Source organism: Adlercreutzia sp. ZJ154 (assembly GCF_011039055.1).
In the GTDB taxonomy this organism is placed as follows: Bacteria; Actinomycetota; Coriobacteriia; order Coriobacteriales; family Eggerthellaceae; genus Adlercreutzia_A.
The window spans coordinates 61605-76122 of the sequence record NZ_JAAKEF010000003.1 but is presented as its reverse complement, the minus strand read 5'-3'; the positions used below and the strand labels follow the sequence as shown (position 1 = coordinate 76122).

General features: G+C 48.7%; 12 protein-coding genes. 1 reads left to right on the top strand and 11 read right to left on the bottom strand.

The genetic code is table 11. The annotated features are described in order from the left end of the window. Positions 1 to 180: 180 nt before the first annotated feature. From G7Y37_RS09295 to G7Y37_RS02345, 5 genes are all read right to left on the bottom strand, one after another. Positions 181 to 420 carry a type II toxin-antitoxin system PemK/MazF family toxin gene (locus G7Y37_RS09295; protein WP_165061194.1) on the bottom strand — a complete coding sequence of 80 codons (240 nt, stop codon included), beginning with the start codon at positions 418 to 420 and terminating at the stop codon, positions 181 to 183. Between the two features lie 643 nt (positions 421 to 1063). After that, the gene (locus G7Y37_RS02360) at positions 1064 to 2026 is read right to left on the bottom strand and encodes a thiamine pyrophosphate-dependent enzyme (protein ID WP_165061192.1); all 963 of its coding nucleotides are present in this window, start codon (positions 2024 to 2026) and stop codon (positions 1064 to 1066) included. Beyond that, on the bottom strand, positions 2026 to 3231 hold the full coding sequence (gene porA, locus G7Y37_RS02355) for a pyruvate ferredoxin oxidoreductase (protein ID WP_165061190.1): 1206 nt from the start codon (positions 3229 to 3231) through the stop codon (positions 2026 to 2028). The genes G7Y37_RS02360 and porA overlap by 1 nt, the downstream gene beginning before the upstream one ends. Then, the gene (locus G7Y37_RS02350; RefSeq protein ID WP_165061188.1) at positions 3232 to 3546 is read right to left on the bottom strand and encodes a 4Fe-4S binding protein; all 315 of its coding nucleotides are present in this window, start codon (positions 3544 to 3546) and stop codon (positions 3232 to 3234) included. Then, positions 3543 to 4118, bottom strand: coding sequence for a 2-oxoacid:acceptor oxidoreductase family protein (locus G7Y37_RS02345; RefSeq protein WP_165061185.1), 576 nt, complete (start codon positions 4116 to 4118; stop codon positions 3543 to 3545). Before G7Y37_RS02345 ends, G7Y37_RS02350 begins: the two co-directional genes overlap by 4 nt. 367 nt (positions 4119 to 4485) lie before the next feature. Here G7Y37_RS02345 and G7Y37_RS02340 point away from each other — a divergent pair, with 367 nt between their 5' ends. Further along, the gene (locus G7Y37_RS02340; protein ID WP_165061182.1) at positions 4486 to 6066 is read left to right on the top strand and encodes an ABC transporter substrate-binding protein; all 1581 of its coding nucleotides are present in this window, start codon (positions 4486 to 4488) and stop codon (positions 6064 to 6066) included. A gap of 215 nt (positions 6067 to 6281) precedes the next feature. Here G7Y37_RS02340 and G7Y37_RS02335 read toward each other — a convergent pair whose 3' ends face one another. From G7Y37_RS02335 to G7Y37_RS02310, 6 genes are all read right to left on the bottom strand, one after another. Beyond that, positions 6282 to 7241, bottom strand: coding sequence for a dihydrodipicolinate synthase family protein (locus tag G7Y37_RS02335; protein ID WP_165061179.1), 960 nt, complete (start codon positions 7239 to 7241; stop codon positions 6282 to 6284). A 91-nt stretch (positions 7242 to 7332) separates the two neighbouring features. Then, a complete protein-coding gene (locus G7Y37_RS02330) occupies positions 7333 to 8346 on the bottom strand; it encodes an ABC transporter ATP-binding protein (protein WP_241155971.1) in 1014 nt (337 codons plus the stop codon). Continuing rightward, entirely contained in the window at positions 8343 to 10409 is a 2067-nt protein-coding gene (locus G7Y37_RS02325) for a dipeptide/oligopeptide/nickel ABC transporter permease/ATP-binding protein (protein WP_165061420.1), read from the bottom strand. The genes G7Y37_RS02330 and G7Y37_RS02325 overlap by 4 nt, the downstream gene beginning before the upstream one ends. A 48-nt stretch (positions 10410 to 10457) precedes the next feature. Beyond that, on the bottom strand, positions 10458 to 11405 hold the full coding sequence (locus tag G7Y37_RS02320; RefSeq protein WP_165061176.1) for an ABC transporter permease: 948 nt from the start codon (positions 11403 to 11405) through the stop codon (positions 10458 to 10460). Between the two features lie 159 nt (positions 11406 to 11564). After that, the gene (gene nagB, locus G7Y37_RS02315) at positions 11565 to 12290 is read right to left on the bottom strand and encodes a glucosamine-6-phosphate deaminase (RefSeq protein WP_165061173.1); all 726 of its coding nucleotides are present in this window, start codon (positions 12288 to 12290) and stop codon (positions 11565 to 11567) included. 59 nt (positions 12291 to 12349) lie between these two features. Further along, a complete protein-coding gene (locus G7Y37_RS02310; RefSeq protein ID WP_241155969.1) occupies positions 12350 to 14479 on the bottom strand; it encodes a cytochrome C oxidase Cbb3 in 2130 nt (709 codons plus the stop codon). Positions 14480 to 14518: the final 39 nt, after the last annotated feature.

The window sequence follows — 14518 nt, the reverse complement described above, 5'->3', positions numbered from 1 at the left end:
GCTCCCCTCAGGAAGCATTTTTATAAGAGAAACTTTGCAACTTAACCGCAACACTAGGGATACGCTAGGAGCCATGCGCAAAGAGCAAGATGCGCACTAGGGACAGACGAATTGACTGCAGTCCAAACTTTCATCACTGAAAAATCATTCCCTAGGTCAAAGCGCCTTCGAATCTAGTATTTAGAAAAAAGATTTGAGACATTCATGAACATGTTCAATAAACGACGAATCGTCACTTTGCTTCACCGATTCTATAAAGCGCGGATTGCGTGCTTCCAGATCAAAGGCTCTCACCTGCTCAACAGCAACAACACCATATATCGTAAGTCCCCTTGGCATATCAAGATGAAGAGGAAATTTATCCCGTCTTGTTGTAATAGGACAAACTAAAAAAGAGATGTTGGCAACCTCGCAACTCAACTGCAATCAACTCAACTGCAATCTAATGAAATGTCCACGCCCCCTTACCGCCGCAGAAATACAAATGCAAAGTAGGTTGAAGCGTCCTAGTTCAAAAAAGTTAGAAAAATGGTCAAAACTTCCGACTTTCCACTGTGAAAAGCACAGAATAGCGCCTATAGATGCACTACCAAATACTGTTTGCCCAGTGTTCTCCACAATTCAAGCTGGCTATGTGGCGCTACGGCCATGGAAAGCTGGAAGTTTTGACCATTTTTGTCAATTTATTTCTCTCGCCACGTATTTGAAACTCTGCAACTTAACGAGATTGATTGCAGTCGCAATATGGACATACACAGTCTTAATATGGGCGGGTGTTCAGGGTCAGTGTTGCTGGTTTTATTTCTTTGTAGGACATACACAATCTTGGTCTGGACGAATGTTCAGGGGTGTTCAGATTAAGAATTCAACCAACATACTGAAGAGCGGAGTGAAGGCTGCGCAGCTTCCAAACGTAGCTCTTCAGTATTGGCGAAATCGGAACGAGGGCTGCACAGCCGCAAAATCGCGAAATCAGAATGAGGGCTGCGCAGCTGCAAAATCGGGAAAGCGGAGTGAGGGCTGCGAAGCTCCCGAACGTAGCTTTCCCGATTTTGAACGAACTCTACTCAATAGGGCTAGTGGCGTTTTTGCTGCCTTCTACGCGACCCTCCAAATATGCCCAGTACGCATCCACATCGGCTTTCATTTCTTCCAAAATGTGCGCATTCTCAGGCTTGAATAAATGCTTAAAGCGACCCTGAGGCTTCAAGAAATCTTCCAGAGGCTTTACGTTCTTCTCCTTTACAGGAGTCAGCTTCCACACGCCATTCTCAACCTCAAATAAGGGCCAGAATTTCGTATCAACAGCCAAGCGGCAAATTATAGCCGTCTGATCGCTACCAATACGCCATCCGCGCGGACACGGCGAAAGAATATTCAAAAATGCCGGTCCATCAACCGAAAACGCCTTCTCCGCCTTCGCCACCAAGTCTTTCCAGTGGCCTACAGTTGACTGTCCAACATAAGGTACACCATGTGCGGCTATTACAGAAGTAAGGTCTTTGCGAACCTGCGGCTTGCCCTGCCCTACTTTGCCAACCTCAGATGTGGTTGCCCAAGCACCTTTCGGCGTAGCAGAGCTGCGCTGAATACCGGTGTTCATATATGCGCCATTATCGTAGCAGACATATACCATGTCATGGCCGCGCTCCATAGCACCCGACAGGCTTTGTAAACCGATATCGTAAGTGCCACCGTCGCCGCCAAACGCTACAAACTTAAACTTCTTATCAGCAGGTATCTTTCCGGCGCGCTGCATACCCTTAAACGCAGCCTCTACACCAGAAACGGTAGCGGCAGCATTTTCAAAAGCGTTGTGCACAAACGGCACTTCCCACGCATCGTAAGGATAAATTGTTGTAGAAACTTCCAAACAACCGGTAGCACAGCCTACAACCGGCTGGCAATCGTCCGGCACACCCATAAGTACCTGACGCACAGCCATCGAAGCACCGCAACCGCCGCACAAACGATGACCCGGAGCCAAGCTTTCTGGCTTATGCGTTAATTCCTTTATGCTAGCCATTAGTTCTGCGCTCCTTCCGCATTCTGCATGCCTAAGTAGCTAAGACCACCTGTCGCAAGCGTGCCCGCAGCCAGTTTTTCCAGATCGGCGAATACTTCGCCAACCAGTTCGTTGGTTAAGTCGTTTCCACCCAAACCGAAGATGTAATTGTGCATAGCCACGTTGCAGCCAGCCGTATAAAGAGCACTCATAACATCAACTGCAAGCGGTCCATACTGTCCGCCAATAGAATCTGAACGGTCCATTATTGCTACAGCCTTAGCGCCCTTGCACGCTTCTACTATCTGCTTCGCCGGGAACGGACGATAAACGCGCGGACGAACAACGCCCACTTTTTTGCCTTCGGCGCGAAGCTGGCGCGCTATGTGGCGCACGTTGCCAGCAGCACTACCGAGAACAACAACAACATACTCGGCATCTTCGCATTCCCAAGCGTCTACCAAATCGAACGGGCGACCGCACTTGTCAGCCCATGCCTTGCCCACGCGCTCGATAATAGGCAGCGAAGCCTGATTTGCACGACGCAGCATTAAGCGGCTTTTCATGTACGAATCGCCATTGGCAAACATGCCAGCGCCAATTGGATCGACGCTTGTAAGAAGCCCGTTTGCAGGCTGATAATTCCCCACAAATTCCGCCACAGTTTCGTCGTCTTCCATAACGCAACGCTCCATAGCGTGACTGGTTATGAAGCCGTCTAGCGTAGTCATAACTGGCAGCTGCACATCTGGATTTTCCGCAATGGGGAAACTTATAACTGTGTTGTCGTAAGCTTCCTGAGCAGTTTCGGCGAAAAGAAGAATCCAGCCTGTGTCGCGCGCGCCCATAACGTCGGAATGATCGCCGTGAATGTTGATGGGAGCAGAAAGCGCGCGGTTAGCATTTGCCATAACGATAGGCAAGCGCATGCCCGCAGCAATGAACAGTTCTTCCCACATAAGCGCTAAGCCTTGGCTGGCAGTAGCGGTAGCTACACGCGCACCAGCGGCAGCCGCGCCTACGCAAGCGCTCATAGCGGAGTGTTCGCTTTCCACAGTAACAAACTCGGTATTAACCATTCCGTTTGCTACGTACTTCGCGTAATTTTCCACTATGGTTGTCTGTGGAGTGATGGGATATGCTGCCATTACATCCGGGTCAGCCTGACGCATAGCCTCGGCAACCATCTGATTGCCAGTGGCTGAAAACGGCTTAGTAGTAGTCATTTATGCCACCTCCGCTTCGTCTTCGCGTATAAATTCCAGCGCACCGAAGCGGCATTCATGCACGCAAACACCGCATCCCTTGCAATGGTCGTAATCGATGCCGGTCATTTTCTCGTCTTTCACCACAATAGATGAATCGGGGCAAACCACCCAACACATCATGCAGTTAGTGCACGCATTTTCATCCCACACGGGGCGCATTGAACGCCAACCACCCGTGATGTATTCCTTCGATGTTCCGGCTTGGCAGATATAGCCCTTGGGGAAATCCTCGGGTGCCCAGTCTTCAAACGTTGCTAAATCTGGCATTTTCATGCGGAGTGCACCTCCTCATATGCACGATCAACCGATGACAGATTCGCATCGATCATTTCCTGCGAGAATTTCTTGCCAAAAGTTTCCTTCAGGCGCTCTTTGACTAAATCAACTGGAACAACGCCTGTAACCTTCGACAATGCACCCACGATGGGTGTATTCGGAATATCACGCTTTATTGTGTCTATAGCAATACCGGAGGCATCTACTACCGCCACGCTTACGCTTGGAGCTACACCCAACTTTGCACGCGCATCCGCAGCGCTCATTTCGGTATTTAGAATAACCGAACCGTTTTCCTTGATGCCTTCCACAACATCCACCGCATCAAGCAGGGTGTCGTCAAGCACCACTACTATATCGGGGTTAACTATTGTGTTGTGTACTTCAATAGGCGCATTGCTTACACGTGTGTACGCCTTCAGTGGAGCACCTGTACGCTCGGGACCATATTCCGGCATTGCCTGAATGTAGGCTCCCTGCAGCAATGCCGTGTCAGCCACCAGCTTCGCAGCCGTTACCGCACCTTGACCGGCTCGCGCATGCCACCGAATTTCAGTAAGTTCTGACATTCCACTCCTCTCAGTCGGGATGTCCTAATAATGAGTCGATAATAGCAAGCAGCCAGCCACCCGTAGCTTAGCTGCTGTGCAGGCGATTTGGAAAATTGGTAAGCGGAAAGCAACTAGCCACTCCCCGCCCGTGAACGGCTTTTAGTGCGACGAATGATTATGAAAATACATGTGCTGTTTTTTATTGGATTAAGTCTATTAGTTGCGGAATGTTTATTCTGAAAATAGATTGTTTGGTACCAAATTGAAACCTATTTATCAACATTTTGGTCGCATTTTCACCGATAATACTTGTTAATTGCGGTTACATTCGGAATTGTGCCGCAGTCGGGGAATCTTTTCCCTGCAGACCAAAAGGAGCAAACCTATGGAACAGCCCAAACTGACACGCCGTGGATTCCTTGCTGGCACCGCCGCTACGGGCGCAGTTGCCGCACTTGCAATGAGCGGCTGCAGCAGCCCAAGCAGTTCATCCAGCGCAGGATCGGCATCTAGCACCGCAGCTTCAACAATTTACGCTGCACCTGCATACACGTCTACAAACGTGAACCCTATCGGCAATAGCTCGGCTTTAATGCTTGCTGCCACTTGGCATGTTTTTGAAGGTCTTTACGATCTAGACCTGCATGACTACACCACACACGCCGCCTTGGCTGATGGCGATCCCGTAAAGGTTTCTGATACGGAATACGAAGTAACACTTCGCGCCGGTGCTAAGTACTCTGACGGCACCGATGTAGTTGCAGCCGACGTTGTAAATGCTTTTGAGCAGAACATGGCAAACGACACATATGGCGCCTTCCTTTCATTTATTGACGGCGTTGCCGCTAAGGATGACAAAACCGTCACCTTTACTTTGAAGTACCCCTTCGAAACTCTGTTGAAGGGCCGTCTCGCAGTAGTTAAGGTCTTCCCGGCAAGCCTGACCGAGAACGATTTGAAGACTATGCCTATCGGCTCTGGTCCTTGGAAGTATGAAAGTGTTGACGGCAACGAGGGTGGTCACATCATCTTCAAGCCCAACGAAAACTACAATGGTCAATATCCTGCCACCTGCGAAGAGATGGACTGGAACGTATTGGTAGACAATACCTCTCGTACCACCGCTCTGACCGACGGAAGCGTTCAGGTTATTGAAAGCGTACCGGCTGCCAATGCTGACCAAGTTGTAGGCGCTGGCGCTACTGTTGATGATGTTCCCGGCTTTGCGCTGGCATTCCTCATGTTCAATACCAAGAAGGCACCGTTCAACGACAAGCGCGTTCGTCAGGCTTTCTTCTATGCAATCGATATGGACAAGCTAATCGCCAACCAGTTAGCAGGTCATGCCGCACCGGCTACCAGCTTCCTACCCGAAAGCTATGCTAACTACCATCGCGCAAGCACCGTATTTACATACGACACCAACAAGGCAAAGAGCCTGTTGGCAGAAGCTGGCGCTGAGGGTCTAAGCGTAGAGCTGCTAACTAACACCAACTGGGTGTATGACTTAGCTCCGCAAATCAAGGAAGACTTGGAAGCCGCTGGCGTAAGTGTAACCATCAAAGACTTCACTAACGACTGGGCAAGCCTTGCTCCGTCCGCATCAGAACTTCCTTACGACGTAATGCTAACTCCGGGCGATCCGTCTTGCTTCGGCAACGACCCCGACCTACTAATGACTTGGTGGTATGGCGACAACGTATGGACCGAAGGTCGCAGCTGCTGGAAAGGCACCGAGGGCTGGACACAGCTTCAAGATCTTATGCAGCAGGCTCGCGAAGAGGCTGACGCAACCAAGCAGCAAGAGATTTGGAACCAATGCTTCGATCTTATCGCTGACGAAGCTCCAATCTACCCGCTGTTCCACAAAGAGGTTAGCACCGGTTACTATGCTGAGAAACTGGAGGACTTTGCTCCTATCAGCACCACCGGTTTGGTGTTCTTGGGTACCACCCCGCTTCAGTAAGCAAACCTTACACAGCAAAAAAAGAAAGCTCGCTTCGGCGGGCTTTCTTTTTATTCCATCACATTAATAAGTTATCGCATCATGAAATCGGAAAGGCTACGTTCAGAAGCTGCGCAGCCTTCACTCCGCCTTTCCGACTTCATGTTATCAAGAGGCTTCATTGATCCACAGGTCGTTCGTAAAGCTGTGGCAGCCGTGAAGGCTGCCGCAATAAACTAATCCCAAGCTTGGCGCATTAAAGAGTTTTTAGGTATTACCCCATTTGCGCGCAGTACACGCACAATAGCGCGCACATCATCTCCTTGAAGTGCAGCTACCGGTTCGCGCATCTGATTCGTTTCAAAAACACCCATCTGCCAAAGTGCAGTCTTAAAAGCGCCCACACCAGCGCCAAAGCCAACCGTAGCCTTAACCTTGCGCGTCATCATCATAAGGCGCGCCAAATGGTCTTGCAGTTCGGAAACGCGGTTCCAATCTCCCGCTTTAGCCGCATTCCACATTTCTACATAACCTGAAGGATCTATATTCGCCAGTCCGGGCACACTTCCATCGGCACCGCCCAAAAGCGCACCATCAACACACACCTCGTGCCCAGTAAGCAACTGCAACGGATGCCCAGCGTCTTCATTTTCTATCATCAGCCAACGGAATTGCACATCGTTGCCAGAAGAATCTTTTACGCCCTGTATAACCCCATCGTTTCCAAGACGCATCAACATATCGGGGTCAAGTTTCGTATGCACACTTACCGGCAAGTCGTAAGCAAACAAAGGCAGATCGGTATGCTCACGTATAGCGCGGAAGTGACGCTCGGTTTCAATAGGACCACCCAGCGCATAGAACGGTGCTGTAGCTACCAACGCATCCACGCCTTTATGTTGAGACACATGCTTCGCCTGATCGATAACGCGCATGGTTTCCATGTCAATTATGCCAACCAATACCGGCACGCGACCATCTACAATAGACAAAGCCACTTGTAAAACATGGTCGCGCTCTTCATTTGTCAAAAACGCAACCTCACCGCTAGAGCCCAAGAAGAATAAACCGTGAACCCCAGCATCTATCATGCGGTTTATGCTTTTCTCAAACGAGACTACATCAACCGTTCGGTCGCCTTTCAGCGGAATTATGACTGGAGGTATAACACCACTGAATTTCGAGAGATCTTCCATCATTGCCCTTTCATGTTAGATAGCACAAATAATGCGTGAAGCATTATAAGCATATTCAGGAAAGCCCCCTAAAGGGGGCTTCCTAATTTAATTATTTTCCTAAGTCTGGATGCAAAAGTGAGGGTGCGGCTCCCAAAAGCAATCGCGTGTAATCGTCTTGCGGATTATTAAATACCTGCTCTGCCGTTCCCTCTTCTACCGCACGTCCGGCATTCATAACTATTATTCTGTCGGATATATAGCGAACTGTTTGAATGTCGTGACTAATGAAAACCATAGCCAAATTCAGTTCCTTTTTCAGATCCATCAACAGATTCAAAATTTGCGCACGAACCGAAACGTCAAGCGCACTAGTGGGTTCATCAGCAATAATGGCGTCCGGCTTCAAAGATAGAGCACGCGCAATAGCCACACGCTGGCGCTGACCACCAGACAATTGCCCGGGCAGCGCATCAAGTGCACTTTCCGGCAGACCCACCATGCCGATAAGTTCATGCACACGGCGCTCGCGCTCTTCCGTCGTGCCAACCTTATGAACAATCATGGGATCCATAAGTTGGTCGTGAACACTCATGCGGGCATTCAACGCAGTAGCAGGGTCTTGGAATACAACAGATATAACTCGCCCGATAATACGACGGTCAGCTGCGCTGCGGTGCGTTACATCCTTGCCTTTGAAATAAACCTTGCCAGATGTGGGCGATTGTAAACCACACATAACATTCGCAGTTGTAGATTTCCCGCAACCAGATTCGCCTACAATACCTATGGTTTCACCGGGCCATAGCTTCAGTGTAAGACCACGCACAGCCTGCACCATATTCGGATGCAACAAACTACCAGTGCGCGTCTTAAAAGTTACCTTGATGTCGTCTAGGAAAATAATCGGATCTGTACCCGCAAATTTTTTCTCTAGCGCTTCTTCAGCCGCCAAACTTTCTGGCGTTTCACATGTAGAGTCGCTATCTACGCCACATGCTTCAGCTTCTTCAGCTAAAGCCGTCTCAACATGCTCAACATCTTTACGCACAACGGCTTTCTCAAATGCCAGTGCACCCGAGCCCGACTCTACTCTTACATCTACCGGAGTTTTCTGATCGCTCATACTATCGGCCCTCCTGGAACATACGGTTCTATGCCAAGCCTATTAAGTTCGCTGTCGGGCAGCTCAGCGTAGTAATGATCGGTATCTTTGTATCTCTTAAGCATCGGACGTATAGGCGATACTTTGTCCGGATGGCTAGAGCGCGGCGTGAAGCGGTCGCCAACAGGGAAGTCTTTCGGACTAGGCACGCTGCCGGGCACTTGATGCAGCCTGTCTCCACCGGCTTCAATTGAAAGAACACTACCGAGCAAACCACGAGTGTATTCATGGATTGGGTTGGTAAGAATGTCAACAACCGGACCCTGCTCTACAACTTGACCTGCGTACATAACGGTAATGGAGTTTGCAACCTCTGCAACAAGCGCTAAATCGTGGCTTACAAACACCATAGCAAAGCCAAGTTCTTTCTGAAGCCTGTTCAGAAGATCGACTACCTGTTTTTGCACTGTAACGTCTAGTGCAGTAGTTGGCTCGTCGGCAATAATTACTTTCGGATCGCGCGTTAGCGCCATAGCAATTAGAACGCGCTGGCGCTGACCACCGGAAAGTTCGTGCGGATACGAATCGAGTGTACGTTTCGGATCTAAACCTACAAGTTCTAACAAATCTTCAGCGGTTCTGGTGCCACCGCGCTTGGTTAGCTGCTTCATTTGCGACTTAATAAGCATACTAGGATTCAGCGATGACAATGCATCCTGATAAATCATGGCAATTTCACGACCGCGCAACTGATTCATCTCGCGGTCATTAAGCGCAAGCAAATTCTGACCGTTATACAAAATCTCGCCTGTAATTTGAGCGCGCGTATCAAGCAATCCCATAATTGCCAGACTGGTAATAGATTTGCCGCAACCAGATTCACCCACAAGACCCATGGTCTGACGCGGACGAACAACAAAACTAATGTTATCTACAACATTCACATCGCCATGACGCGGGAATCGAATACAAAGATTCTTAACCTCAAGAATAGGCGGAACATCTGTCTTTGCTGTAAAGCGATCGGTGCGCTTGCCTTCAATTGCACGCAACTCGGAAAGTCTAGCCTCCAGCATTTCAGCCTGAGCAGCGTAAGCCAGCTTAGGATCGGCAACCATGCGGTCAGCTTCGCGGTTAGCGCTAAGCTTGTCATCGCCCGCAGCCACAGGCGCCTTTGCAGGCGCAGCCATAGCATCGGTAATGCCTTCGCTGAATATATTCAAGCAAAGTACGGTAATCATAATTGCCAAGCCCGGGAACAACGCTTGCCACCAGCGCCCAGCCAAAACACCATCGCGCGCATCAGCCAAAATGTTACCCCACGTAGGAGTAGGTTCAGGAATGCCCGCACTGATAAACGACAGCGATGCCTCAAACACAATGGCATCTGCCACCAAAACAATTGTAAATACCAAAACCGGTGCAATACAGTTACGTATAACGTGCTTTACTAAAATCCAGTTGGCACGTGCACCCGACACTATTACCGCACGTACATAATCTTGATTGTATTCACTCATCACATTTGCACGCACAATTCTGGCAATTTGCGGAATGTAGAGAAAACCTATAGCGAATATAAGCGATGGCACCGAATTACCGAACACGATAACAAAAGTAGCTGCCAACGCGATACCCGGAAAGCTCATAACGATATCGAGAATACGCATGATAAGATTTGAAAGCCAGCCGCGCACAACAGCTGCAAGCGAACCAATTATGCTGCCGAATATCAGCGCAAATGCCGTAGCGCCAAGACCAATAACCAATGAATAGCGTCCGCCATACATCATACGAGATAAAACGTCGCGCCCTTTATCATCGGTGCCGAACAAGTGCGCGGCATCGGGTGCCTGACGCGCAACTGTTATCTCGTATGGACTGTACGGAGCTAAGAAATTAGCGAACACGGCAATTAGAACAATAAGAATAAGTATTACAAGAGCGATACGCGAAGATACGGGCATATTCTTCCAGCGGCGGAAGCGCACCTTACCTTCCAATTTCTCTGTAGTTTTTTCGCGAAGCTTAGGCGGCTTCACATCTAAAGCAGGACTGCTACCTGTTGGCGTTATGCCGGTCATATCGGTCCCGCTACCGGGGGTTTTCAGATTTTTTTCATCAGTCATGATCTACACCGTCCTTATGCGCGGGTCAATCAGGATGTAGAGCATGTCAACAATAATGTTGATTATGATGAAGGCCACAGCAACCGTAAGCACAACACCCTGTACTAAATATAGATAATTCGACTGAATACCGGACACAATAGCCATACCCATGCCCGGCAGGTTAAAAATAACCTCGATGATAACTGCGCCACCGATAAGATAACCAATGCGCAAACCTAAAACCGTAACAGGTGTTATAAGTGCGTTGCGAAGCACGTTGCGCGCCACAACAACACTCTTCGGTATGCCAGCGCCAAGAGCTGTACGCACATAGTCTTTATCAAGTTCTTCAACCATAGATGTTCTTACAACGCGCGTAAGTTGACCTGCAACAGGCACGCCAAGAGAAATGGCTGGCAAAAGCATTCGCGTGAACCACCCACTTGGGTCGGTAAATAAATCTGGCAGACGACCGGATGCAGGAAGTATGCCCTGGAATGCCAAAATAAGCAGTACGGCTAACCAGAAAGACGGCGTAGCAATACATGCAATAGATAAAACACGGATAATTTGATCGGGCCATTTGTCGCGATATAGCGCCGAAACAACGCCTAAGATAACGGCAACAACAACGCCAAAAATCAATCCCATGAAAGTAAGCTGCAACGTAACAGGCAGAGCTTCCATTACACGATCGGTGACTGACATGCGCGATGCACCATAAGTTCCAAGATCGCCATGCAAAAGACCTATAAGGAAATTGCCATATTGCACAATGATTGGATCGTTCAGACCCATTTCCTCGCGATAAGCTTCTGCTTGCGCCACCGTGGCATTCTCGCCTAGAACCGAATAAGCTGGATCAATGGGTGACAGCGACATAATGAAAAACACGAGGATAGTAACGCCCAAGATCATAATAGGTAACCAAAGAAGGCGATTTCCTATTAAACGAAGAAGGTTGTTCACATCAGTCCCCTAACCTTCGATTTGCCTATAGAGTTAAGTGTAACCTATTTGAAACATTCACAGGACGCTAACCTGATTCAAAGCTATGCATTTTTCTGAGAAATGTTCAAATAGGCAAGCATAATTACATTAATTGCAATTTTGCTTGCCCATGCATAACTACAGCGCAGAAGCGGCAGCTTTATCTAACACTATCGTGCAATTAGGATGCAGTTGCAGCACAGAAGCTGGAACCTGCGGACGAACAGGACCGCTGAATGCAAGCGCCACGGTTTCCGCCTTATCTTCGCCACTTACCACCACAAGCACCTCGCGCGCACCCATTATGGTGCCAATACCCATTGTGTATGCTTGGCGCGGAACTTGATCGGCATTGTCAAACAGGCGGCTGTTAGCTTGAATAGTTGTTTCTGTTAAATCTACTATATGCGTACCTACGGGGAATTCATCGGCGGGCTCGTTAAAACCAATGTGACCGTTATGACCAAGCCCCAACAATTGCAGTTCTATTCCGCCAGCGCTTGCAATGGCTTCATCGTAAGGCTCGCATACCGCCGCAGCATCCGGATTCGAACCGTCGGGAACGTGGGTACGCGCTTTGTCAATATTCACATGGTCAAATAAATTTGTATTCATAAAGTAACGATAGCTTTGATCGTTTTCAGGCTGAAGCCCAACATATTCATCTAAGTTAAAAGTGGTTACATCTGAGAAATCTACTTTGCCTGCCTTGCAGTCGGCTACAAGGTTTTCATAGGTGCCAATAGGGGTAGAACCAGTAGCCAGTCCAAGTACGCATTTTGGCTGATTGCGCACTTTCTCGGCGATAATGTCCGCAGCTATACGGCTCATCTTTTCGTAATCGTCTGCAATAATAATGTTCATTTGGCACCTCCGATGTGCTGATCTATAAGACGCCCGCCAACCCGCCGACTCGCTAAATGTTAGGTCCAGAACAAAAACGTCTCTAATAATTCTTGGTACGCCCAAGGATACACATCAGAATACCATCCGGTTTCGGGCACAAAGCACAGCAGTAAGCTATACGTGACACTAATAGCCGCCAACGCCAACAAAACGCACGTTATAATGCTGCGCATTTTAACGCCACCAATAGGAGCTGTGGGCAGTTGCTCAGCGCCTATAGATTTCGGATATAAACGACTAGGCAGCGGATTGTCGGTAATATTCTCATTCACAATAAAGACCAGCAGCACTACAGCAGCTAAAAGCATGAAACTAAAATCGGCATAATAGCGCTGCAGAATACCAGCCATTTGCGCATCGACCAGCGCTATTACTACAGCCGACACTAGCAAAGTTATTATGACCCCTGTGATGGTGTTGGTAGAGCGCTGTGCATTTCGCAGGCGCACAATTGGCGCGGCAAAAAACAGCACCCACAGCACAGGCAGACATGCAAACACGCCGCCAAATGTAACTTCTTTAATGGTTTGCCCCATGTAAGTGGTGGCGAATTCTGCCGGCTGAATAAAGGGGAATACACCGCAAACATTCGGCGGTTGTAAGAAATAGCTGAAGAACGCCGGAGCAAAGCGACCAAGCACCCAGCCGCGTTTTGTCATATCGTTCATGGTTAGGTTGTAGTTCGCGCCAAAATCGGTGAAACTGCCGAAACGTGCGTAGTTGTACCACATAATTCCAGCTGCCACCACAACATAGGGAAGCAGCAAGCACGCCACTTCGCGCATTCCATCGCGCGTAAGAATGCGACGCTGGCGAATATAGATGCGCCAAAACAGCGGAATAGCCAAAAGCGACAGCAATAAAAATTGCGGACGGCATCCGGCTACAAGCGCCATGCATAAAGACCCAATTGCAAAATTCAAACAGCGCCGGCTGGATTCGCGCGCACGAATCCAGAAGTATAGACCCCACACTGAAAACGCCATAGCGCACGCTATTGGCAGCGAATAGAAAGTGGGGAATTTCACCAAATAAAGTATTCCGCAACAAAATACAAGCGGTATTTGCACAAGCAGGTAAATGCCTAAACTTACGCGCTTGAAGTGATAGCGCGCGAAGCGATCTAACATGGCAGAGCAACCCAGCACAAACGCCACAACAGCAATTAGCACACCAATTGCTGTTGGAAAACTTTGCCCAGTTAAAACATAGAACGGCAAGTAGAAAAGCAGCGCCGGCACCACGCCGAAATACACGTAGTAGTGCCCCTCGTAATAAGCCACGTCAAACAGATACGGATCGCCCGTTTCCTTCTGCGCTTCGTCGCGCGCGCCTTTGTCATACGGGTCTTCCATATCTTGCAACCACTGGGGCGGCTCTTCCTCTAAGTAGAGTTTGCCCTGCGTAAAGCTTTTCGCCAGCTCTGAATATTGCTGGGCGTTATCGCCGCCCACCTCGTATGTGTTTACAATTGAATGACCATCCCATTCACCTTGGTTGTAATTCGCAGTAGCAATACCCACTAAATTAGAACCATAGAATAAAAGGGCAGTAATTATTGCCGCTTCTATCACATTGGCCGCAATGATGCCTGCCTTCGAGCGCCTCGGATGCTCAACTATTCGCAGCCGATATATAGCGCTTTTCGGTCTGAACATAAATGCAAGTAGAAGAATTCCTAAAACGATGATGAAGCGTACACCATTAAATATAAACGGATGATGCGCGTTCAACACAACAGTGTTCAAGCGCAGCGGATACTGCACGTCTTCGCCAACAATTTCTATTTTTAAGTTATCTACAAGACCATTCGTGCTTAGGTTTATATATTTGCTTTGCAGCGAATTTGTAGCCACATTAACCACAGGCACACCCACCGTGTATTCCGTGCTGTCAAAATACGTTATGTGCGCCGTGTCGGTAAATTGAATTTTCAACGGCACATTTTGAGCAGGCTGCCAGCTTGCAAAGTCGATGAAAATGTTATGTATCTCGGTGTTGAGGTTTGTAAATTCCAGCTGATTGTTGGCGGCAGTAATGCGGAAAGTTTCGTCGGCAGTTTCAGTTAGCTGTATACGCGACTTTAGATTAATCGGCGAATAGCCCGCCGACGCAAAGTAGTTGAAATTGAAAACGAAAACTTCCAACGCTAAGGCTATACATACTAATATGCCAACCCACTTAGA